Annotated in this window: 14 protein-coding genes and 1 riboswitch; of the genes, 6 read left to right on the forward strand and 8 right to left on the reverse strand. The window is 61.8% G+C overall.

Annotated elements, in window-relative coordinates; genetic code table 11:
* Window positions 1–94 precede the first annotated feature (94 nt).
* Window positions 95–1,309, reverse strand: coding sequence for a diaminopropionate ammonia-lyase (dpaL, locus tag I2G43_RS03305; RefSeq protein ID WP_055252227.1), 1,215 nt, complete (start codon window positions 1,307–1,309; stop codon window positions 95–97).
* A gap of 277 nt (window positions 1,310–1,586) precedes the next feature.
* Between dpaL and I2G43_RS03310 the strand changes: the two genes are divergently transcribed.
* The 3 genes from I2G43_RS03310 (at window position 1,587) to I2G43_RS03320 (ending at window position 4,063) form a co-directional block, all read left to right on the forward strand.
* Window positions 1,587–2,240 carry a helix-turn-helix transcriptional regulator gene (locus I2G43_RS03310; RefSeq protein ID WP_055252226.1) on the forward strand — a complete coding sequence of 218 codons (654 nt, stop codon included), beginning with the start codon at window positions 1,587–1,589 and terminating at the stop codon, window positions 2,238–2,240.
* Window positions 2,241–2,363: 123 nt separating this feature from the next.
* Complete coding sequence (locus I2G43_RS03315; protein WP_195535094.1) at window positions 2,364–3,332, forward strand: hypothetical protein; 969 nt, start codon at window positions 2,364–2,366, stop codon at window positions 3,330–3,332.
* Between the two features lie 266 nt (window positions 3,333–3,598).
* A riboswitch (SAM riboswitch) is annotated at window positions 3,599–3,689 on the forward strand.
* Window positions 3,690–3,697: 8 nt separating this feature from the next.
* On the forward strand, window positions 3,698–4,063 hold the full coding sequence (locus I2G43_RS03320) for a hypothetical protein (protein WP_117797438.1): 366 nt from the start codon (window positions 3,698–3,700) through the stop codon (window positions 4,061–4,063).
* A 78-nt stretch (window positions 4,064–4,141) separates the two neighbouring features.
* Here the strand turns inward: I2G43_RS03320 and I2G43_RS03325 are convergent, their stop codons facing one another.
* Window positions 4,142–4,963 carry an exonuclease domain-containing protein gene (locus tag I2G43_RS03325; protein ID WP_195535071.1) on the reverse strand — a complete coding sequence of 274 codons (822 nt, stop codon included), beginning with the start codon at window positions 4,961–4,963 and terminating at the stop codon, window positions 4,142–4,144.
* A 1,100-nt stretch (window positions 4,964–6,063) separates the two neighbouring features.
* Between I2G43_RS03325 and I2G43_RS03330 the strand changes: the two genes are divergently transcribed.
* Window positions 6,064–7,062: a hypothetical protein gene (locus I2G43_RS03330; protein ID WP_195535072.1), complete on the forward strand. Its 999-nt coding sequence runs from the start codon at window positions 6,064–6,066 to the stop codon at window positions 7,060–7,062.
* Window positions 7,063–7,406: 344 nt separating this feature from the next.
* Here the strand turns inward: I2G43_RS03330 and xdh are convergent, their stop codons facing one another.
* From xdh to I2G43_RS03355, 5 genes are all read right to left on the reverse strand, one after another.
* On the reverse strand, window positions 7,407–10,184 hold the full coding sequence (gene xdh, locus I2G43_RS03335; protein ID WP_195535073.1) for a selenium-dependent xanthine dehydrogenase: 2,778 nt from the start codon (window positions 10,182–10,184) through the stop codon (window positions 7,407–7,409).
* Window positions 10,185–10,196: 12 nt separating this feature from the next.
* Window positions 10,197–10,676 (reverse strand): 4Fe-4S binding protein, encoded by a 480-nt coding sequence (locus I2G43_RS03340; protein ID WP_006235055.1) that lies wholly within the window; start codon window positions 10,674–10,676, stop codon window positions 10,197–10,199.
* 11 nt (window positions 10,677–10,687) lie between these two features.
* On the reverse strand, window positions 10,688–13,687 hold the full coding sequence (gene ygfK, locus I2G43_RS03345; RefSeq protein ID WP_195535074.1) for a putative selenate reductase subunit YgfK: 3,000 nt from the start codon (window positions 13,685–13,687) through the stop codon (window positions 10,688–10,690).
* 150 nt (window positions 13,688–13,837) lie between these two features.
* On the reverse strand, window positions 13,838–15,193 hold the full coding sequence (gene ssnA / locus I2G43_RS03350; RefSeq protein ID WP_195535075.1) for a putative aminohydrolase SsnA: 1,356 nt from the start codon (window positions 15,191–15,193) through the stop codon (window positions 13,838–13,840).
* A gap of 196 nt (window positions 15,194–15,389) precedes the next feature.
* Window positions 15,390–16,784, reverse strand: coding sequence for a uracil-xanthine permease family protein (locus I2G43_RS03355; RefSeq protein ID WP_055285183.1), 1,395 nt, complete (start codon window positions 16,782–16,784; stop codon window positions 15,390–15,392).
* 352 nt (window positions 16,785–17,136) lie between these two features.
* On the opposite strand from I2G43_RS03355, the gene I2G43_RS03360 reads away from it, so the two are divergent.
* On the forward strand, window positions 17,137–17,793 hold the full coding sequence (locus tag I2G43_RS03360) for a helix-turn-helix transcriptional regulator (RefSeq protein WP_324249489.1): 657 nt from the start codon (window positions 17,137–17,139) through the stop codon (window positions 17,791–17,793).
* A gap of 247 nt (window positions 17,794–18,040) precedes the next feature.
* Here I2G43_RS03360 and I2G43_RS03365 read toward each other — a convergent pair whose 3' ends face one another.
* Window positions 18,041–18,418 carry a Rid family detoxifying hydrolase gene (locus I2G43_RS03365; RefSeq protein WP_195535076.1) on the reverse strand — a complete coding sequence of 126 codons (378 nt, stop codon included), beginning with the start codon at window positions 18,416–18,418 and terminating at the stop codon, window positions 18,041–18,043.
* 378 nt (window positions 18,419–18,796) lie between these two features.
* Here I2G43_RS03365 and I2G43_RS03370 point away from each other — a divergent pair, with 378 nt between their 5' ends.
* Entirely contained in the window at window positions 18,797–21,289 is a 2,493-nt protein-coding gene (locus I2G43_RS03370) for a peptidase U32 family protein (RefSeq protein WP_195535077.1), read from the forward strand.
* The last annotated feature ends 8 nt before the right edge of the window (window positions 21,290–21,297 follow it).

Genomic DNA, 21,297 nt, shown 5'->3' on the forward strand with positions numbered 1-21,297 from the left:
ACGAGCCGGAGAGCACTTAATGTGCTCTCCGTGCGAGCAGGACTGTCCGAGCAGGGAGTAAAGTCCTCCGGCTGCCTCCGGACAGGTCAGTCTGCTAGCAAGTCGGGTACTCGCCCTCCCAGACGATGCGACGGTACTGATCCGGATCGGTGTCGCCCTCGGTGGAGAAGCAGAGCACGGAGCTCGTCTTGTCCAGGCCGATGAGCTCCTTGAGCTCGGCGTACTCGGGATCGAGCATGAGGGTCTCGACCAGGCCGGTGGTCACCGCGCCGGACTCGCCGGAGATGACGCGCGGGTCGCCCTTCTCGGGAGCGCCCAGGGTGCGCATGCCGCGAGCGGTGACCCAGTCGGGGCAGGACACGAAGGCGGTGGTGTGGTTGCGCAGGATATCCCAACCCAGGATGTTGGGCTCGCCGCAGCACAGGCCGGCCATGATGGAGGGCATGTCGCCGTCCACGATGCGCGGATCGCCGTCGCCGGCGGCAGCGCCCTTGTACAGGCAGGCGGCAGGCGCGCACTCGACCACGACGAAGGTGGGCGGGTTATCGGGATACAGGTTGGTGAAGTAGCCCACCACGGCGCCGGCGAGCGAGCCCACGCCAGCCTGGACAAAGACGTGCGTCGGGCGGTTGATGGCCATCTCGCGCAGCTGCTCGGCAGCCTCGGAAGCCATGGTGCCGTAGCCCTCCATGATCCAGGACGGGATCTTCTCGTAGCCCTCCCAGGCGGTATCCTGAACGATGACGCCGCGCTCGCAGGCGTCGGCCTCGGCGGCGGCCATGCGCACGCACTCGTCGTAGTTGACCTCTTCGATGGTCACCGTGGCGCCCTCGGCGGCGATGTTATCAAAGCGGGGCTTGGTGGAACCCTTGGGCATGTGCACGACGGCCTTCTGGCCCAGCTTGTTGGCAGCCCATGCCACGCCGCGGCCATGGTTGCCGTCGGTGGCAGTAAAGAAGGTGGCCTGGCCAAAGTCCTTGGCAAGCTGATCGGAGGTCAGGTAATCGAAGGTGCACTCGGCAACGTCCTTGCCGGTCTCGTCGGCAATGTAGTTGGCCATGGCAAACGAACCGCCCAGGACCTTAAAGGCGTTGAGGCCAAAGCGATAGCTCTCGTCCTTAACGCACAGGTTGGAAAGGCCCAGGCGCGCAGCCTGACCATCCAGGCGGGCAAGCGGAGTGACGGTGTACTGGGGGAACGACTGGTGGAAGGCGCGGGCCTTCTTCACGTGGTCGAGGCTCATGATTCCCAAGTGCTTGTCATCGCTCTTGGGCATCGTGTTGCCCGCCCACTGGATCTTATCGGCCATACGGTGAACTCCTTAAGTTCTCTCTTGCCGGCCCCCGCATACGCGTTTCAGCCCGATCCCATTCACACGGCTGAACTTTTATGTGGAGGCCAAACAAAAAGTTTGTTAGTACTGTTCTATCACACTTTTTGATTGGTATACCTAACAAATTGTTTGTTGCCGTAATCGGTACCTTTTCGCCGCCGAACGGTCACATAACGCAGCAACGCTTTCGTTATTTGCGAACAAGTGTGGTTTATGGCAAAGTGTGCCCAAACTAATTTTTAGGAAGGCACCCATGACCCCCGCACAGATTGAGTTTTACAAGCGCCTTGCACACGGCCTGGCGCTCCAATTTGGCCCCAACTGCGAAGTCGTCGTCCACGACCTGGAGACCGAGGACGTGGACCACTCCATCGTAGTGATCGAAAACGGCCACGTCAGCGGGCGCAAACTGGGTGACGGCCCCAGCCATATTGTGTTTGAGTCCATGCACGAGGGCACCACCGACGTGCACGACCGCGAGCCATACCTCACCAAGACCACCGACGGCAAGCTGCTCAAGTCCTCGACCATCTTTATCCGCAACGACGAGGGCAAGCCCGTCGGCATTTTGGGCATCAACTTTGACATTACGCTTATGAAGGCTTTTGAGCGTTCGCTCGACGCCTTTACCGGCACCGGCGGCACGGGCTACACCGAGCCCGAGCCCATTACCAAAAACATCGGCGACCTGCTCGAGGACCTGCTGCACGAGTGCGAACAGTTTGTGGGCAAGCCCGCGGCACTCATGACCAAAGACGAGCGCATTCGTGCCATTGGCTACCTCGACCGTCGCGGCGCCTTCCTCATTTCCAAGTCGAGCGAGCGCGCCTGCGAGTTCTTTGGCATCTCCAAGTACAGCTTCTATAGCTACCTCAATGAGGCCAAGGCGGCGACAGGCGACAAGTAGGCACTCGCCTGGATTGCCCCTCCCCTTTTGGGCGCGAGTTCTGGAAAGCACGAATCCAAGACCGAGCCGCTTGGGAAGTTCCATATAATCGATGTCATTAGTATTTCGAAAGGGTGGAACAGAATGGCGTTGAGCAAGGCATCATGCACCGGTCGCGGATTGATTCCGGCAATTGGTGGACATGTGCACCGCATGTTCGATGAGGGTGAAGACGACCTGTTTTCGCTGAGCCTTGACGACGTGATGGATGATCGCCCGTGGACCGCCGACGAACTCATGGGCGGTGGGGCTCGCCCGTCAAGCCCCAATCCCGCACTTGCGCCTAAGCCCGCATCTGCGCCGACTCCTGCGCAGCCGCCTGTTTCGACGCCCGCGTCTGCGCCCACACCCACTCCCCGCCCCGCAAGCGACCCGTCCGAGACGGCGGCATTTCTCGCTGCAGCGACGCAGGGCAAATCGGCCGACAGCACCGTTATGTACAGCGCCCAGCAGTTGCCTGTTCCTGCGGCACGCAAGCCTCCGGTCACAAGGCTCGATGAGCCCGTTGCCCATCAGGTTGCCTACGATTCCTGGGCTGCAGCCGATCTGGATGAGACCTCTACCGGCATGCCGGCGCTCGACGTTCCAGTTAACCCGCTTTTTGCCGCCAACACGAGCGCCGCGGGCTATGAGGGCGGTGCGGCATATTCCGATTATTCCGATGGCTATGCTGACGCCGGTCGCATCGAGACCGAGGATTATGGCACCACATCGAGCGATTATCTCAACGATCCGTACGCCGCCACGCCTGCACCGGAATATGACCCGGAGGCCGCGTCCGCACCGGCGTATACCAAAAGCACGGGCGAAGAGCGCTTCGCCGATTATTACGCCGAGGAAAAGGCGCTGCGTTTCTCGGAATTTCCGCAGGCAGTCAAGGTTGCCTTTATCGCCATTGTCATTGCCCTGCTCGGCGTCATTGCGTTTGAGGGATTCCGGCTGTTCTCCGGCCCCACCCAAGCGGAGTCGGAGACCCAGCAAAAAGAGGACGATGACGAGTATCTGGACATCAACACCCTCAAGGGCGACCCCAACGACGGAGACGATGAGTAGCGAGAGCTGAAGGCGGCCGCAGGATCCCGCATCCAGCACCGGCTTCTAAGTGCTGTTTTGTCATCCAGCTACACTTTTCCGAAGTTTTAAGGTGCCTATTTCGACACTTTTCCGTACTTTTACACGGCTGATTTCGACACTTTTCCGGATGAAAGCCGAATAATCACTTGGGAAACCAACGCCGTTCACGCGTCATTTCGCAGGCGGCGCTTGATTTCTGTCCGTACACGTTGATAGACTTCCTCTTGCCCGCAAGGAGCGGGCGCATTTTATCCAGAGTCGGGGTAGAGAGTTGGCTCCACGATCCCGACGCCAACCGGCCAAGAGGCACGGTGGCCCTGCCAACATCGATGAAAGGAGTCCGTATGGACAATTTCTCCGTGCGCAGCGAGCGTAACTTCCACAACCTGATCGTCAAACCGAATCACATGCATCTTCTGGATAAGCCAAATGGCTACGCCTCGGCCATGATCAAGAGCAGCCTCTCCCACCAGATGCGCTTTACGGTGCAGGTGCTCGAGGAAGAACTCTGCGCCGCCGGCAGCCCGCACGTGCTGCAGATCAAGCTGCTTGGAGACGACTCTCGCGAGCCGTCTAGCTGGAAGCTCTTTGCTGACGGCGTATGCGTTGCGGACGGATCCGGCGCCTTTGCCCGAGAGTGCTTCTGCGAGGGAGCCGAGGCATTCCTGGACCTGTGCCGCGACGCCGTACGCACGGCCGAGCTGTACTAGTGGAGCCAGAGGGAGTATGAGCTGTTGAGTGCGGCCCGCGGGATTGCGGGGGCGTAGGCAGACAGACCAGACAGCTCGTCATACTGGTTGACGCTTCGATTCAAACAGCAGGGCGGGCTCGCGCTTACAGCCCCGCCATGCCAAACCGAATGGCGTTCTCAAAAGGCCTACCCCCTCCGCCTTCAGCTTTAGCAGCAGGTCGCCCAGCTCGGAGCACTTGCTGGAAAAGCGCGTCTGAGCTCGCTCGCCCATCCCCCACCGTTGACGGACCTCCTGGGCGCGCGGGCTCACGCGGTAGTCCCCGTCCACCATCTGCTTGAGCAGCTTGGCGGTCACGCGCGCATCGGCTAGGGCGCTGTGGGCGTGACCCGTCGACTCGTCGAACTCGATGCCAAACCACGTCGCTGCGTCACTCAAAGAGACGCACCCGTGGCTGCTCATGTCCATGATCGAGGTGTAAAACGCCTGCAGGTCGGCCCAGTCCGTAGGAAATGCGGAAAGATCGATGTGCTTTGCTTGGCACTCGATCAAAAGCTGTCGACGATCCGCCCCGCTCCAACAGACCACCCGGGCGGAGTAGCGCCCGATCCAATCGCTGAGCCTTTTGATCACCATGTAGAGCGGATCGGCCATCGCGGTGCCCACGGCCGATATCCCTGTGAGCTCGCGGACGGGGAACGCAACGCCTTCGGTAAATTCCGTCTGTACAAACTGCGAGAACTCGCCCATAACGTTGCCGTGGTAATCGAGCTTGACGGCGCCGGCCTCGATAATCTCATTGCACAGTCCACGGCGCTGACGCTGCTTTGGCACCGGCGCAAACTCAAAGTCCAGCACAATCTGGCGCGCAAAGTTCGTCGTATCGATAGCCGAGATACACGGCGTCTTTTCAGCTGACACGGTTGGGCCTTTCTCCGTCAACTGCCGCTCGTTACATAGGCGGCTACATTGCCGTAAGGATAGGCGCCCGTGCGGACACAAAAGCGGGACGCAATGCCACGCGCGCCAGGCATACGCCATGCAGACGGCCCCAAGAGAATCGCCCGCTCTATTCAAATGCCTGAAAAAGATTTAGGCCCGGTGACTTGAATCAGAGGTCATCCCGGGCCCATCAGAGCTCGTAGAGCTCTTGGTTGCTTTGGTCTCGCTCTTCACGGCGCTTATCGAACTTTCCGAGGCACTCAAGCAGCATTCGAAGCATAAAAAGAGGGGTCGACGCCGTTAAGGCATTGACCCCTTAAACTGAGTAACGGCGCTGCCCAGCTCTTCACTACTTGGGCTGCCGTCGACTTTATTCTACCCACGGGTGCCAGGTTTAACAAATGGATTTTCGGTAACGAGGCCTCGGCAACCGCCGCCTTGATTGGCGACCCATGCTCTGCCACAGGCCGAGGGTTGTCGAAAAGTCGAACATTATAGCTACCCATAATATAGCCAGCTATAACGTCATTCGACGACCGGCGCAAACGCCCACGCGGACACGAAATGCGCTGCGGTGCCATTGGGGATTATGGGATGCGCTTTCCGCTCGAGGCCTCAACCGGAAACGGCATCCCGATCTGAAGGTCAAATCCGGGGCGTAGTTTCCGCTTGAAGACCGATTCGGAAAGGTTGTCCCGTTCTGGAGCCAAATACTGGGTCGTAGTTTCCGCCAAGCATGCCATCCGGAAAGCGTGTCCCGTTCTGAGCCTGAATTCTGGGATGAACTTTCCACTGAAGCATCTACTGGAAAATGCATCCCGTTCCGAGGCTTAATTCTGGGATGCACTTTCCGCGGAGAGACTACCGTTTTTCGAAAAAGTACACGTCCCTAAACTTACCAGGTCTTCATAACTTGTTGCCGTTCACGGGAGCCGATCACCGCCCACCGATTCGAATGTAAAAATGTCGCCGAAAACAGGCCATCTACCTGCATGGTTAGATTTTGGTCAGCTTTTGGTCAGTTGGGCGGCAAGTTGCGGCTGATACGTTTTTTGCTACCCAAAAGGAGGCGGTAGCTCATGACCCATTGCAATGACCAACTCATCGACCAACTGCTCACTCAAGCCGAACAAGAGGGGCGCTGTCTGATTCCCCCGAGCACGGCAATCCGAAAAGCGCTCCTTCGGCGCATCGGCAGCGCGGTCGTCTCGCCCATGCCGGGACTGTTCGCGCGCAAAATGCGCTGGGATGAACTCAACCGGGCACAGCGTCATTGCGAGATTATTCGCGCCCTTGCGATCATCCACCCCGATTGGACGTTCTGCTCGTTTTCGGCCGCCTGCCTGCTGGGGCTCGAGGTCTCGTGGCGACATCTGAACGTTGTGCATGTCTGTAGCTCGACAAAGCCGTCGGCTCGCCCGGGCGCGCATATTCAGCGGCATCAGATCGAGCCGGCCGGAGCAATCCGTCTATCCGGCACATCAGTAACGCCGCCCATCCAAACGGCCACAGATTGCCTGCTGCAAACTGGTTTTGCCGACGGCATGCCCATTGCCGATTCGGCGATCTCAAAGCTCGGCCTTGCGCCGGAACAGCTGATGGAGGCCGTTGAGCAACGAGCGACTGCCCGCAATGGTCGCGCGATTCGCACCGCCCTCACAACGCTTCGATATGCCGACGCCCGCGCCGAGAGCGGCGGGGAATCGGTCGCCCGAGCCGTCATGATCGAGACGGGCTTTGCGCCCGACTGGCTTCAATACGAGCTGACGGACCCCTTCGATTCGGCCAAGCCCATACGAACGGACTTTGCCTGGGAGCGCCAGGCGCGGGAACTCACGCTGGGCGAGCTCGACGGGCTCATCAAATATACCGACCAGACCATGCTGGCCGGACGCACCACCGCCGAGGCGCTCGTTGCCGAACGACAGCGCGAGGCGCACCTATCGCTCTACGGTCACCCTCTGCTGCGCTTTACCATGAGCGAAGTCCGCTCGGCAGGACTGCTCGCGAAAAAGCTGCAGACGGCAGGCATCCGGCAGACCGCGCTGCCGACATGGCTCAACGAGGTGGAGTTGTAGGAGCTGTTGAGCTTATGCCCGTCTGCCTGCCAAACCGGGACACACTTTCCGGTTGAAGCTCCAACCGGAAAGTGTGTCCCACTCTGGAGCCGAATTCCGGGATGCGCTTTCCGCCAGAGGCTCTACCGGAAAGCGCATCCCATTCTGAGCATCGATTCTGGGATGTAATTTCCGCCGAGGGCTCCAAGGGGAAACTGCATCCCATTCTGAGCGCTCATTTCGGGACACGCTTTCCGCTCCAAGCAAAAGGCCCCGGCTCGCGATGGAGCTGGGGCCAAAGGTGCAGCATATACAGTTGGTGTTGTGCGCGAACAGCCCATCAGCAATGCCGTCTGCGCCCTACCCTACTCGCGGTGACGGGCGCGGCTGTACGGCGTATCCACCATGGGCAGATCTGGACGCAGCTTGCCGTCAAATGCGCGGTAGGCATTCTGCACGGCAGGCGCCGTGGGAATCGTTGCAATCTCGCCGATGCCCTTGCCGCCGTATGCCACGGGCAGCAGCTCGTCCTTCTCCACGTAGATGGCGTGGATATCCGGAATCTCGGGCGCACGGAACAGTCCGAGCGTGCCGTACCTTGCCTGGGGGACGCAGTCCTTGAGCGGCCAATCCTCGGTAAGCGCATAGCCCATACCCATGAGCACGCCGCCTTCGATCTGACCCTGGATGGAGATGGGATTGACCACCTTGCCGGAATCGTGCGCGGCATAGACCTCGCTCACGCGGCCGTCATCATCCAGAATGACCACATGCGTGGCAAAACCGTAGCAGATGTGGCTCTTGGGGTTGGGAACGTCGGCGCCCAGTTTGTCGGTCGGCTCCAGGTACACGTAGCCAAACTCGCAGCCCTCGAGCGCCTTGATGGCGGCAGCGGGATCTTGAGGATGCATACCCTGGCCGGCAACGAGTTCCTGCGTGCGCAACTGGTAGGCGCGACCGTCGTCGTACTCGATCTTGACGCCATTACCATGGGCGCTCACAGGAGCATCGGGTGCATGCTTGCCGGCCTCGATGTCAAGCATGGCATCGCGCAGCAGGAAGGCGGCACCGCGCACGGCCTCGCCGGTCACGACCGTCTGACGCGAGCCAGACGTGGTGCCGGAGTCGGGAGCGTTCTCGGTAGAGCACTCGCCATTGGCGATGCAGCGAAGCGGCAGGCCGCATGCCTCGGCAACGTCCTGCAAAAAGACGGTGTTGCAGCCCTGGCCGATGTCGGACGTGGCGGCATAGACCACGGCCACGCCGTCCTCGATGCGAATCTTGCAGCGGCCGGCATCGGGCAGGCCCACGCCCACGCCGGCGTTCTTCATGGCGCAGGCGATACCGGCGTGTCCGGGATGTGCGTAGTAGGCATCCTTGACCTCGAGCAGCGTCTCCTTAAGCGCCGTGGAGCAGTCGGCAATCTGGCCGTTGGGCAAAACCTCACCCGGCTCGATAGCGTTTCTGTAACGAATCTCCCACGGATCCAGGCCGACCTTCTCGGCCAGCAAGTCGATCAGGCTCTCGAGCGCAAACTCGGACTGGCAAACGCCAAAGCCTCGGTACGCACCGGCGGGCGGGTTGTTGGTGTAGTAGCCAAAACCGCGGATGTCGGTGTTCTGGTACTTGTAGGGGCCGACGGCGTGCGTACAGGCGCGCTCGAGCACCGGGCCGCACAGCGACGCGTAGGCGCCGGTATCAAAGTTGATCTCGCAGTCCAGGCCGGTAAAGTTGCCCTCGGCGTCGCAGCCCAGCGTAAAGGTACCGTCCATGGCATGGCGCTTGGGATGGAACGCAAGCGACTCGGCGCGCGTGAGCTTGCACTTCACAGGACGCTGGAACTTATATGCGGCGAGCGCGGCCAGGTGCTGGATGGACACATCCTCCTTGCCGCCAAAGCCGCCACCCACGAGCATGGTCTCGACGACCACGCGCTCGGGCTCGTTATCCCAGCCAAACATGTGGGCGCACTCTTTGCGCGTATCGTAGGCGCCCTGGTCGGTCGACTGCACCTTGACGCCGTTCTTGTACGGGAAGGCCACGGCGCACTCGGGCTCCAAGAAGGCATGCTCGGTAAAGGGCGTGGTAAAGCGCTGTGTCACGGTAAACGCGCTCTCCGCCAGCGCCTTGGCGGCGTCACCGCGCGTCACGTGACGGCTCTGGCACACGTTGTCCTTGAGCTCCACCGTGTTGCCAAAAGCAAAGAAGCTGTCGTGCAGGCGCGGGGCGTCGGCAGACCTGGCCTCGGCGATGTTGCGCACGGGCTCCAGCGGCTCGTAATCAATCTTTACGAGCTTCTTGGCCTTCTCGAGCGTCGCCTCGTCCTCGGCAACCACCAGCACGATGGCATCGCCCACGCAGCGGGTGATATCGCCCTGGGCAATCATGACGTCCCAGTCCTGGATAAGGTGGCCGACCTGGTTGACCGGCACGTCCTCGGCGCGCAGGATGCCCACCACACCGGGTAGGGCCTCGGCCTTGGAGGTATCGATGGAGAGCACGCGGGCACGCGGATACTTGGAGCGCACGGCGCTGGCGTAGGTCAGGCCCGGCTGGTCGATCTCGTCGATGTCGTCGGGGTACTTGCCCTCGCCGAGCACCTTCTTGCGCACGTCAATACGGAAGGCGCGCTTGCCTACGCCGTAGTTGTCGCCGCGCTCCAAGTCCTCGTCGATCTGCTTTTCGCCGCGGAGCACCGCAGCGGCGAGTGCGATGCCCTCGATGATCTTCTTGTAGCCGGTGCAACGGCAAACATTGCCGCGGATGGCGTACTTGATCTGCTCCTCGGTAGGCTCGGGATCCTCGGCGATGAGCGCTGCACCCGCCATGACCATACCGGGGATACAAAAGCCGCACTGCACGGCGCCCACGGCGCCAAAGGCGTACACAAACGCCTCGCGCACGTTCTCGGGCAGGCCCTCGACGGTCACGATGTTGCGGCCGGCGGCAAGCGCGGTGGTCAGCACGCACGCCTTGACGGCCGCACCGTCCACATGGATGGTGCAGGTACCGCATGCGCCCTCGGAGCAGCCGTCCTTGGCGGAATGGATATGCAGGTCGTCGCGCAGGTAGCGCAGCAGCGGTTTGTTTTGGGTCGTCGTGCGCTCGACGCCGTTAACGGTAAAAGTGAATTCCTGTGCCATGGTGATTCCCTTCTACACGCCGGCGGCGATGCCGGTGCGGTCGTGGATGGCGCCATGCGGGCAGACGACGGCGCACATGCCGCACGACAGGCAGTCCACGCCGTCGATATGGGCGCAGTTGTCCTCGATGCGGATAGCGCCGGCAGGGCACTTTTTGGCGCACATGCCGCAACCGATGCAGCTCGTGTCGCAGATCTTGCGCGCAATGGCGCCCTTATCGGTGTTGTTGCAGCGCACCAGGATGTTCTGGTAGCCGGGGACGAAGGCAATCACGCGCTGCGGGCACGCCATGCCGCACAGGCCACAGCCCGTGCACTTGGAGCGATCCACGCGGGCGATGCCATCGACCAGCGCAATAGCGCCGTGGGGGCAGGCCGTGACACAGGCGCCACAGCCAATGCAGCCTTCGCTGCAGCGGGCGTCGCCGCCTGCGGAGGCGCAACCGCTTCCGCAGGCAACGTAGGCCACGTTATGTTGAATGGATTTGGCCATAAGAGACTCGCCTATTTCTTAAGAAGGTACGAATAGTTGTCGCGCACGGCCCTGATGGTCAGGCGGACGGCCTCGGGAAGACCGGTGTTGACGGCATCGACCGAGACGGTGCGGACCGTGCCGGCGACGCGGACCTTAAAGTGGCCCTCGTCCACGGCCAGGAAGCCCTCGTTCTCGGAGTTCTCCATGTCCTGCTCGCTCCAGAACAGGGTGAGCTTGTCCTTGTAGGGACGACCCTCCTGGTAGGGGCAGAACACAGCGCAGTTGCCGCACTCGTTGCACATGCCGTCGACGTGAACGACCTGATGCTTGGCGAGACCCGGCACCTTAATTGCCACGTTGGCGCGGTTGGGGCACACGTCGCAGCAGACCTCGCACACCGAGCCGCAGCCCAGGCAGCGGGTCTTGGTGCAGTTGCGCTTGTCGCGGCACAGCGACCCCTTGCGCTCGTAGCAGGTGTCCTCGCGGCCGGCCTGCTCGTTGCAGTCGGCGTACTTGTTAAAGTCCACGCCGACAATGGCACGGGCAACCTCGGCGGCATCGGCGATGGCCTCGACCACGGTGGCAGGACCGCGACGGCAGTCGCCCGCAGCCCAGACGCCCTCGACGCCGGTGGAGGTGGCGGCAAGGCGGCCGCGACGGTCGTGTTCGACGCCCGCGGCATCGTACAGGCTGGCATCGATGCCCTCGCCCACGGCACAGATCACCGTGGTGGCGGCAAGCTCGACGGTCTCGCCCGTGGCGACAGGGCTACGACGGCCGCTTGCATCCGGCTCGCCAAGTTCCATGACGTCGCAGGTCAGCACGGCGCCGTTGAGCGCCTTGGGCGCCAGCAGCTCGCAGAACTCAACGCCGTCGGCAAGAGCAAGATCGAGCTCTTCCTCGTCGGCGGGCATCTGCTTCTTGGTGCGGCGATACACCAGGCGCACGTTCTTCACGCCAGTCAGGCGCTTGGCCACGCGGGCCGCGTCCATAGCGGTATTGCCGGCGCCGATGACCACGACGTCCTCGCCCAGCTCGAGCTTCTCGCCCTTCTTGGCGGCCTCGAGGAACTCCAGCACGTCGAGCTCGGCACCCTCGCCCAAGCCTGCAGAGCCGGGCATCCAGGCACCGGTGGCCACGACCACGTCGGTAAAGCCCTGAGCCTTGAGCTCGTCAATGGACTCCACGCGGGCGTTGAGCTGCACCTTGGCGCCAAAGGCCAGACAGAGCTCGGCATCGTGGGAGATATCGTCGCTCGCGATACGGAACTCGGGGATCACGTGACGGACCACGCCGCCGAGCGAGTCGCGGGCCTCGAAGATAGTGACGGGCACGCCGGCGCGCGTCAGGAAGAACGCCGTCGCCAGGCCGGCCGGGCCGCCGCCGATAACGGCAACGTTGCGCTCGGCGTCGTTGGCAATGGCCTGGGCGCGCAGCTTGGGCAGCACGGCGGTCATGGCCTCGCGGGCGGCCTTGAGCTTGCTGGCGCGAATCTGGGCGCCCTCGGGCTCGTAGAATGCACGCTCGCAGGCACGGCCGCAGGGATGCGGGCAGATGGTACCGGTAATGAACGGCAGGGCGTTGCGCTCGATGATGATGTTGAGCGCGTCCTCGTAGCGGCCCTCGTCAACAGCCGCCAGGTAGGCGGGAATATCCTGCTGGATGGGGCAGCTCGTGCGGCACGGCGTGGTAAAGCAGTCGGAAAGCGGGCTCTTGCCGGCGACCTTGCGGTCGGGTAGCGGACGCAGCGGCTTCTTGTAGAGCGGGTTGGTAAGCGAGTCGGTCTGGATCGCGGTCACGGCCTCGAGCGAGACGCCCGCGAACGGCTTGCCGTCCAGATCGGTAAACTCGCCGGCCATCTGGCTAAAGCGCTCGTAGCCACCGGGCTTGAGCACGTCGGTCGCCAGGGTAACGGGCCAAATACCGGCATCATACAGGGCGCGGATGTTGTAGACCGTGGCACCACCGGAGTAGCTGATGCGCAGCTTGCCGTCAAACTGCTCGGTAATGCGGCGGGCGGCCTCGATGGTCAGTGAGAACAGCGAACGGCCGGACATGTACATCTCGGTGGAAGGCAGCTCGTTCCTCGTCACGTCGACGGGGAACGTGTTGGTCAGCTTGACGCCAAACTCCAGGCCGCGCTCGGCGCACAGGGCAATCAGGCGCTCGAACATGGGCACGGCGTCGGCCCACTGCAGGTCCTCGCGAAAGTGCGTATCATCAAAGACGATGTAGTCAAAGCCCAGCTCGTTCAGACGCTGGCGGGCAAACTCATAGCCCAGCAGCGTGGGGTTGCACTTGATGTAGGTGTTGAGGCCCTTCTCGGTGATGAGGTAGGTCGCGATGCGCTCGATCTCGGCGGGCGGGCAGCCATGCAGCGTGGACTCGGTGATGGAGTTGGAGACGCGTGCCGGGATGGACTCGACAAACGCGGCGTCGACATGCTCAAACTTGTCCAGGTTGGCGAGTGCCCAGGCACGGCACTCGTTCCAGACGTCGGAGCCGCTGGCATCCTTCATGCCCTCGATGTAGGCGTCGACCTTGGGGCTCTTAATGCCCTCCAGGTCATAGCCCACCGACATGTTGAAGACAAAGCCGTCCGGGCTGCCCAGACCGTACTCGCGAGCGATCAGGTGGCAGGCAAACCATGCCTTCACGTACTCGGCAAAGGCCTGCGGAACCTCGAGCTCGGTCGACCATTCGCAGTTGTAGCACTCGTCCTGAGCCACGATGCAGGGCTTGTTGACGCACTTGGAGAGCTCCTCGCCGTCCATAACCTGGACGGTCTTGAGCTCAAAGAAGCGAGAACCGGCCACATAAGAGGCCACGATGTTCTGGGCCAGCTGCGTATTGGGACCGGCAGCCGGGCCAAACGGAGTCTCGATGCGCTCGTCAAAAATGGGAAGCGCACCCTCCTGGTTGGTCGTGACCATCTTACGCACGCCAAAGATGGCGTCCTGGGTCTTGTGCTCCTCGATGATCCAGTTCATCAGCTGCGAAAACGGGATCGGCCTCATGATGTCGCTCATAGTGAGCTCCTCTCTGTAACGCCCGGCGAGACCGCGCGGCGGGCGCAAATACGGTGTAGCGCTAGCACAGCGCCGGCGACCCCGCGGAGGCCGCCTATGCGCGCGTCGGATGCGGCGAAACATCCGACGCGCGCGAATCTCCAATTGGAATTAGTACACGCGATCGTTGAGCGTGCTCCAAAGCTTCTTGGACTCGGCCATGGTCCACGCGTTGATCTTGTCCTCATCAATCCCAACGAACTCACGATCCTTGTACAGGACGCGGCCGTTGATGATGGTGGTGCGGCAGTTTTTGCCCATCATGCCAAAGAGCATGTGGCCGTCGATATTCTCCTCGCTCAGCGGCGTAAAGGGCTTGTAGTCCATGACGATGACATCGGCGGCAGCGCCGGCCTCGAGCACGCCGAGCTTGCGATCGAAGTACTTGCTCGCCATCTTGGCGTTGTTCTCGAACAGCATGGTCATGGCCTCGCACCAGCCCACGTTGGGCATGGCGGCGTTGTGGCGCTGAATGATCAGGAAGACCTTAAGGCTCTCGAGCATATCGTGGGTGTAGGCGTCGGTGCCCATGCACACGGGGATACCGCGGCGGAAGAACTCGAGCACGGGGGCGCAGCCCACGGCGTTGCCCATATTGGATTCGGGGTTGTTGACCAGCCAGGTGCCGGACTCCTTGACGATATCCATCTCGGCAGGCGTCACGTGGATGCAGTGGCCGAGCATGGTGTCGGGACCCAGCAGATTGTGCTGCAGCAGGCGCTCGACGGGGCTGATGCCACCGCGGTTGAGGCGGGAGTCCCACACGTCATTCATGCCCTCGCACACATGGATGTGGAAGCCGGTCAGGCCGTTGTTGGCCTCGGCCATCTTATCCATGGTCTCGTCCGACAGCGTAAAGGTGGCGTGACCGCCAAACATGGCGGCAATCATGTGGTTGTCGTTATCGCGACGCTCCTTGGCGGCCCACTGGGCAAACTCGGCGTTCTCGGCAATGGCCTGGTCGCATTTTTCCTGACCGCGGCGGTCGGAGACCTCGTAGCACAGGCACGAACGCATGCCCAGCTCCTGAGCTGCATCCTTAATGGTAAAGAGGCTGCCTGGGATCTCGCAGAAGCTCGCGTGGTGATCGAAGATCGTGGTGACGCCATCGCGGATGGAGTCCAAGATCGTGGCATAGGCGCTGGCCTTGGTGCCGTCGAGCGTCAGGTTGTCGTCGATCTTCCACCACTGCTGCTCAAGATTCTCCAGGAAGTTGGTGGGGTTGCAGCCCTTAATGGCAAGGCCGCGGGCCAGACCCGAGTAGATGTGGGTGTGGCAGTTGATGAGTCCGGGCATGATGAGGTTGCCCCGGGCGTCGACGTACTCGGCATCCGGGTACTTGGCTTTGAGCTCGCACTCGGGGCCCACTTCGACGATCGTATCTCCGTCAATGGCGACCGCACCGTTGGGGATGAACGGGGCCTGAGCGTTGCGGGTAAAGACGGAACCGTTAGCGACCAGAAGCATGGATGCTCCCTTCGACATCAGAGGCGGGGTTTGACACCTCTGACATGGCGGAGTGCGAAGCGCCGGCCTACACCGGAAACGGGCCCTCTCCCGTCAACGCTTCACCAAAGGGACAAACCCTTTGAAGTGCGGCTTGGCGCCGCATGACGTCGGCGGACGAGGCGATGCGCCCGCCGACGAATAGCACCGATATTGGTTACTTCTTGCTCTCGGGCAAGACCAGATCCACGGCAGCGTCCTTGGCGGCATCGATGTGCTGAGCCACGACTGGCGTCTGCGGAAGGATCAGGTTAAGGACAATGGCCATGATGGCGGTGGGGGTTACGGCATTGGAGCCGATGACGGTGGACACCCAGGCGGGCATGCCCTCGCCGGCAAGGCAACCGCTGGCCATCCAAATACCCAGGCCAAAGACAACGGAGGTACCGACGATGGTGGTAGTGCGCTGCGTGAGGCCCTCGCGGGTGAACATGCGCACGCCGTTCATAGTGATGGTGCCAAAGACGCCGACGGTCGCGCCGCCGATGACGGGCTGCGGGATAGCGGAAAGGACAGCAGAGAGCTGCGGGAACAGACCGGCGATGGCAAAGACGGCCGCGATGATCACAAAGACCCACTTGTTGACGACCTTGTTGGAGCAGATGATGCCCACGTTCTGGCCAAGGGCGCTGGTGGGAAGACCGCCCAGCAGGCCGCCGACCATAGAGGTGAGACCCTGGGACACGATAGCGCCGGAGAGCTCGCGCTCGGTGGGCATACGGTCGATGGAGCCCAGGCAGGCGGCGGAGACGTCACCGATAACCTGGATGGCAACCATGGGGAACACGACGGCGAGGGTAATGCAGACCTCGGGATCAAACTCGAGCGCATAGGGCATGAGCTTGGGAAGGGCGAAGACCTGAGCGGTGGCAACGCTGGAGAAGTCGATCATGCCAAAGGGAATCGAAACGATCATGCCAACGATCATGCCAAAGAACACGGATCCCAGCTTGAGCGTGCCCTTGCCAAAGTTGGCGAGCGCAAAGACCACGGCGAAGGTGATAAGAGCGACGCACCAGGCCTGCGGAGTGCCCCACAGCGGCGTGCCCATGCCACCGGCCATGTACTTGACGGCCGTGGGATAGAGAGAGACGCCAATGGAGAAGATGACCGTACCGGTCACGACAGGCGGGAACAGCCACTTAATCTTGCTGTAGGCCAGACCAAAGAGGACCGCGACGGCGCCGCCGACGATCTCTCCGCCCAGCAGAGCGCCAAAGCTAAAGCCCGAGGCACCCATGGCCTGGAGGGCCGGGAGGAACGCGAACGAAACGCCCATGACGATGGGCAGGCCGCCGCCGATGCGACGGAAGGGAGCGAAGGCCTGAAGGGCCGTGTCGATTGCCGAAAGAATGAGCGCGACCTGGATGATGTCGGTGCTCTGCTGGCTATTAAATCCGTAGACGCCGGCCATGATGACCGCCGGGGTAATGATGCCGGCAAACGATGCCAGCACGTGCTGAAGGGCACACGGGATCATTTCCTTAACGGGAGGCATGCCTTCACGAGTGAACAGGGCTTCAGTGCCGTTCGTAACCGTCTCCTGGGTCATTTGACCACCAATCCTCGAAATAGTTGTTTTCGCATCTAACGCTCTATTGTGACGCAGTGCGGGGTTGAGGTTGTGCCTTCGTTGGATATCGTATTAAAGATGATTCTCATTCTCAATAATAATTTTTTGTTATCAGACTATTCTTGAGCTGAGACAATGCATTTCCGCAGGTCAGGAAATTGTCTGGTCAAAATAACATCTAACTTTTCTTTTGGTCGACCGTTTACCGCCGAATTCCTACCGCTCGTCTGTATTACGCAATGTACCTGCGAATATACGAGATGACGAACAGCGTGTTACCATGAGAAAAAATTGTTATGAACATTTTCGATTTCACCCCAAGGAGTTGCCCGTGAACGAGACCGTACGTCGCTTTTTGCCGATGGTCGATTTCCTGGAGCAGATACTCGGTAAGAACAGCGAAATCGTGCTGCACGATTTCTCGGATCCCGACCACGCCATCGTCGATATTCGCAACGGCATCGTGAGCGGTCGCAAGGTCGGCGGTCCCGCCACCGATCTGGCACTCAAGATCATGCACGACGCCAAGTATCGCGACCTGCCGTTTATTACGGGCTATGAGGGGCGCGGTGCCAGCGGCAAGACGTTGGAGTCGGCGACGTACTTTATCCGCGAGAATGACGAGATCGTCGGTATGCTCTGCGTCAACACCGACCTCTCGACTGTGCGCTCCATCAACGCCATGGCGCAGCAGCTCATGTCGTGCTTCGACGCTGTGCCAAGGCAGGCGGAGCCTGCGTCTATCGAAGTCGAAAGTCTTTCGGAGTCTACACAGGAGCTCATCGACCGCAGCATTGCCGAGTTGCTGAGCGCGCGCGGGCTGGATGTAGCGTCACTTGGTCAGAGCGACCGCGTGGACGTCATTCGCCACCTCAACGGCAACGGGGTGTTCATGCTCAAGGGTGCCGTGGCCTGCGCCGCAACCGCGCTGGGCATCTCGGAGCCCAGCGTCTACCGCTACCTGCAAAAAGTTCGCAAGGAAGGCTAACAAGCAAAATGGAGCGCGGGCAGTCTTTTTGGGACGGGGCTATTTTAGCTACCCCCTCTCTGCCCGTGATTTCGATGAGCCGCAAGTAAAAACAATCCTGCATGTAGGGGTAGCTAAAATAGCCCCGTCCCAAAAAGACTGCCCCTGGTGGATTCACAAGTGATCCGTCGCTCGACAAAAAGAACCCTGCAGCTCGCACGCGCTGCAGGGTTCTTTTTTGCATGTCATGTCTTGCTTCGCCTACATCTTAGAGGGCGGCGGCGACCTCGATCTCGACCAGACCGCCGGCCGGAAGGGCGGCAACCTGGAAAGCGCTGCGCGCGGGGAACGGAGCCTCGAACTTGGAAGCGTAGATCTCGTTCACGGCAGCGAAGTCGGCGATGTCGGCCAGGTAGACCGTGGTCTTGACGACATCGGCAAAGGTGGCGCCGGCAGCGGTCAGCAGCGCCTCGACGTTAGCAAGGGACTGCTTAGCCTGGGCCTCGACGCCCTCGGGCATCTTGCCGGTTGCGGGGTCGATGCCCAGCTGGCCGGACAGGAACACCATGTTGCCGGTCTGGATGCCGGGGGAATACGGGCCGATGGCTGCGGGTGCGTTATCGGAAGACACGACGGTCTTGCTCATGTTTTTCTCCTTACGATCAGATAGAGAGCGTGAGCGCGGCGTTCGCACCGGGAGGCACAATTCGGTCTGAACACCGCGCTTGATTTGGGATAGTACTCAAGGTTCCCGCGCGATGCAAGATTATTATCACGTTACGAGAATAATTTATCGCCCAACGGCGCCTGTCGGCCGCTGAACGGCACGACCGAACGGTGAAGCTCAAAATGATCCGTTCCCCTCCGTCCCCTATGGATCACCTGATCCGATGGGGACGGAGGGGAACGGATCATTTTTGCTGGAAGGGCTGCTGAAGACTTTATCCTGCTTGGGCCACAGGACTCGTCCGCCGCAACAGCACCACTATACTTTTGTTTATCTGAGCATTTTGAAAGGCAGGATATGACCGCAACCGCCAGCCGAACCACCAACCGCAGACCCGAGCTTTTAGCGCCCGCCGGAGGGCCAGAGCCCTTTGCCGCCGCACTCGCCGCCGGGGCAGACGCCATCTACTGCGGCATGGGCAGCTTCAACGCCCGTCGCAAGGCCACCAACTTTACCGACGAGGCCTTTGAGCAAGCCTGCCGAGCCGCACATCTAGCCGGGTCGCGCGTCTACGTCACGGTCAACATCGTCATCAAGCAGTCCGAGATGGGCGATGCGCTGCAACTCATCCATCGCTGCTCCATGCTGGGCGCCGACGCCTTCATCATCCAGGACTGGGGCCTGTTCTTTGAGGTCAAGCGCACCATGCCCGGCATCGAGACGCATATCTCGACCCAGGCGAACATCCATGACGACCGCGGAACCCTTTGGTGCCGCGAGCAGGGCGCCGACCGCGTTACCTTGTCGCGCGAGCTCTCCATCGACGAGATTGCCGCCATTCACGGTGCCGCACCCGATGTCGACCTCGAGGTCTTTAGCCATGGTGCCATCTGCTTTTGCTACTCGGGCCTATGCCTGCTTTCGAGCTTTGCCATGGCGGGACGATCGGCCAACCGTGGCATGTGCGCCCAGCCCTGCCGCCTGCCCTACGAGCTGATCGACGAGAACGGTCGCGCGCTCTCCCCCGCCGGCCGCGAGCGTGCGCTATGCCCGCGTGACACCAACACCTCACAGCTTGTTCGTCGTCTGTATGATGCCGGCGCCGCGTCGCTCAAGCTCGAGGGCCGCATGAAGGCGCCCGATTACGTGTACTCCATCGTCGATGTGTATCGTCACGAAATTGACGACATGCTATCCGGAGCCACCGTTGCCAAGGACGAGGAAGCCGCCCGCCAGCGCCAGCTCAAGCGCTGCTTCAACCGCGACTTTACGCACGCCTATCAGGACGGCACCTCGGGCGACGAGATGATGAGCTATGAGCGTTCCAACAACCGCGGCCAGATCGTGGGCACAGTGCTAGGCAGCCGCCCGGCCAACCGCGATGTGCGCGGCCTCAAGCCCGACGACCGCCGTCGCCGCGCCGCCATCGCCCGCATTGAGCTGTTTGAGCCCGTGGGCAAGGGCGACCTGCTGGAGCTTCGCCACGACGACGAATTCGACCAGTTCCTGACCACCATTGCCGCCGATGATGCCGCCGCCGGTGACATCATCGAATGTCGCGTGCCCCGCAGCATGCCCGAGGGCTGCCGCGTCCGCGTGATTCGCAGTCAGCGTGCCACCGACGCCGCCGGCGCCGCGCTCAAGCGCGACGTGCTGCGACGCCGAGCTGTTGATGTGTCTGTCGTGGCGCGCCTGGGCGAGCCGTTTACCGTCACACTCACCTGCTGTGACAACCCCGCGCTCACCGCCACCGCCACAGGCTTCACCGTCGAGGCCGCCAAGACCCGCGCCGTCGAGGCGGCAGACCTGGTTGAGCATGTAGGCCGCATGGGTTCCTCGCCCTTTGAGGCAGCGAGCTTTGACGTTTCGCTCGACGCCGGCTGCGGTATGGGCTTCTCCGCCGTGCACAAGGTGCGCGCCGCTGCCTGTAAAGCATTGGAGGAGGCCATTCTGTCGCCGTACGAGGAACGCGCGAAAACGTTCGAGCTGCCGGTGCTCGACAAATGTACGCGCGCCATGCCCGAGCATTACCGTGACGAGCCGCAAATCTGCGCCGCCGTCACCACGCTCGAAGCCGCCGAGGCAGCTCGTGCCGAGGGGGCCGCGCGCATCTACATGACCACCGACGCGCTCGAGGCCGCCGGGCTCTCCCCTGCCGATGCATTTGGGCAGGGTATCGTGCCCATACTCGACGAGGTCTGCCGCGCCGTTGACCACGAGCGCGTCGATCCCTGGATCAATGCCGGAGCCACCGTCGCCGTCGGCAATATCTCCGAGCTCGCCGTAGCCGCGCAGGCCGGCGCCACGGTCGAGATTCGCTCTTGCTTGCCGGTGCACAACACGCCCTGCATGGAGGCGCTTGCCGAGCGCGGAGCCGGTGCGTTTTGGCTCTCGCCCGAGATCACGCTCGACGAGATTATCTCGCTCGGCGCCGCCGCGCCCGCGGCTCTGGGCATCACCGTCTTTGGCCGCCCGCGCGTTATGACAAGCGAGCATTGCATTCTGCAGGTTGCCAACGGCTGCATCCACGATTGTGTCAACTGCCGTCTGCGTGCCCGCAAGCTCTCGCTCAAGAATATCGACGGAAAGGTCATGCCCGTCCGCACCGACATCCACGGCCGCTCTCGCCTGTACGATGCCTACCCCATCGACCTCACGCCGCAGGTTCCTCAGCTGCTCGATGCCGGCGTGCGTCGTCTCATGGTGGACGGAACGCTGCTCGAGGCGGATGAGGTGGGTCGTGCCGTCGCCCGCGTCCGTCGCGCCGTCGAGGCGGCTCAAGCCGGCCGAAAGCCCGCCGCCCGCCTGCGCGGCGCCACCTCGGGCTGCATGTTTGTGGGAATCAGCTAACCGAAAGG

The organism is Collinsella aerofaciens (genome assembly GCF_015557435.1).
GTDB classification, from domain to species: domain Bacteria; phylum Actinomycetota; class Coriobacteriia; order Coriobacteriales; family Coriobacteriaceae; genus Collinsella; species Collinsella aerofaciens_Z.

Coding starts and splice junctions, on each gene's coding strand:
- dpaL (WP_055252227.1), bottom strand. CDS start 1,309: ATGGCCGATAAGATCCAGTGGGCGGGCAACACGATGCCCAAGAGCGAT.
- I2G43_RS03310 (WP_055252226.1), top strand. CDS start 1,587: ATGACCCCCGCACAGATTGAGTTTTACAAGCGCCTTGCACACGGCCTG.
- I2G43_RS03315 (WP_195535094.1), top strand. CDS start 2,364: ATGGCGTTGAGCAAGGCATCATGCACCGGTCGCGGATTGATTCCGGCA.
- I2G43_RS03320 (WP_117797438.1), top strand. CDS start 3,698: ATGGACAATTTCTCCGTGCGCAGCGAGCGTAACTTCCACAACCTGATC.
- I2G43_RS03330 (WP_195535072.1), top strand. CDS start 6,064: ATGACCCATTGCAATGACCAACTCATCGACCAACTGCTCACTCAAGCC.
- xdh (WP_195535073.1), bottom strand. CDS start 10,184: ATGGCACAGGAATTCACTTTTACCGTTAACGGCGTCGAGCGCACGACG.
- I2G43_RS03340 (WP_006235055.1), bottom strand. CDS start 10,676: ATGGCCAAATCCATTCAACATAACGTGGCCTACGTTGCCTGCGGAAGC.
- ygfK (WP_195535074.1), bottom strand. CDS start 13,687: ATGAGCGACATCATGAGGCCGATCCCGTTTTCGCAGCTGATGAACTGG.
- ssnA (WP_195535075.1), bottom strand. CDS start 15,193: ATGCTTCTGGTCGCTAACGGTTCCGTCTTTACCCGCAACGCTCAGGCC.
- I2G43_RS03355 (WP_055285183.1), bottom strand. CDS start 16,784: ATGACCCAGGAGACGGTTACGAACGGCACTGAAGCCCTGTTCACTCGT.
- I2G43_RS03365 (WP_195535076.1), bottom strand. CDS start 18,418: ATGAGCAAGACCGTCGTGTCTTCCGATAACGCACCCGCAGCCATCGGC.
- I2G43_RS03370 (WP_195535077.1), top strand. CDS start 18,797: ATGACCGCAACCGCCAGCCGAACCACCAACCGCAGACCCGAGCTTTTA.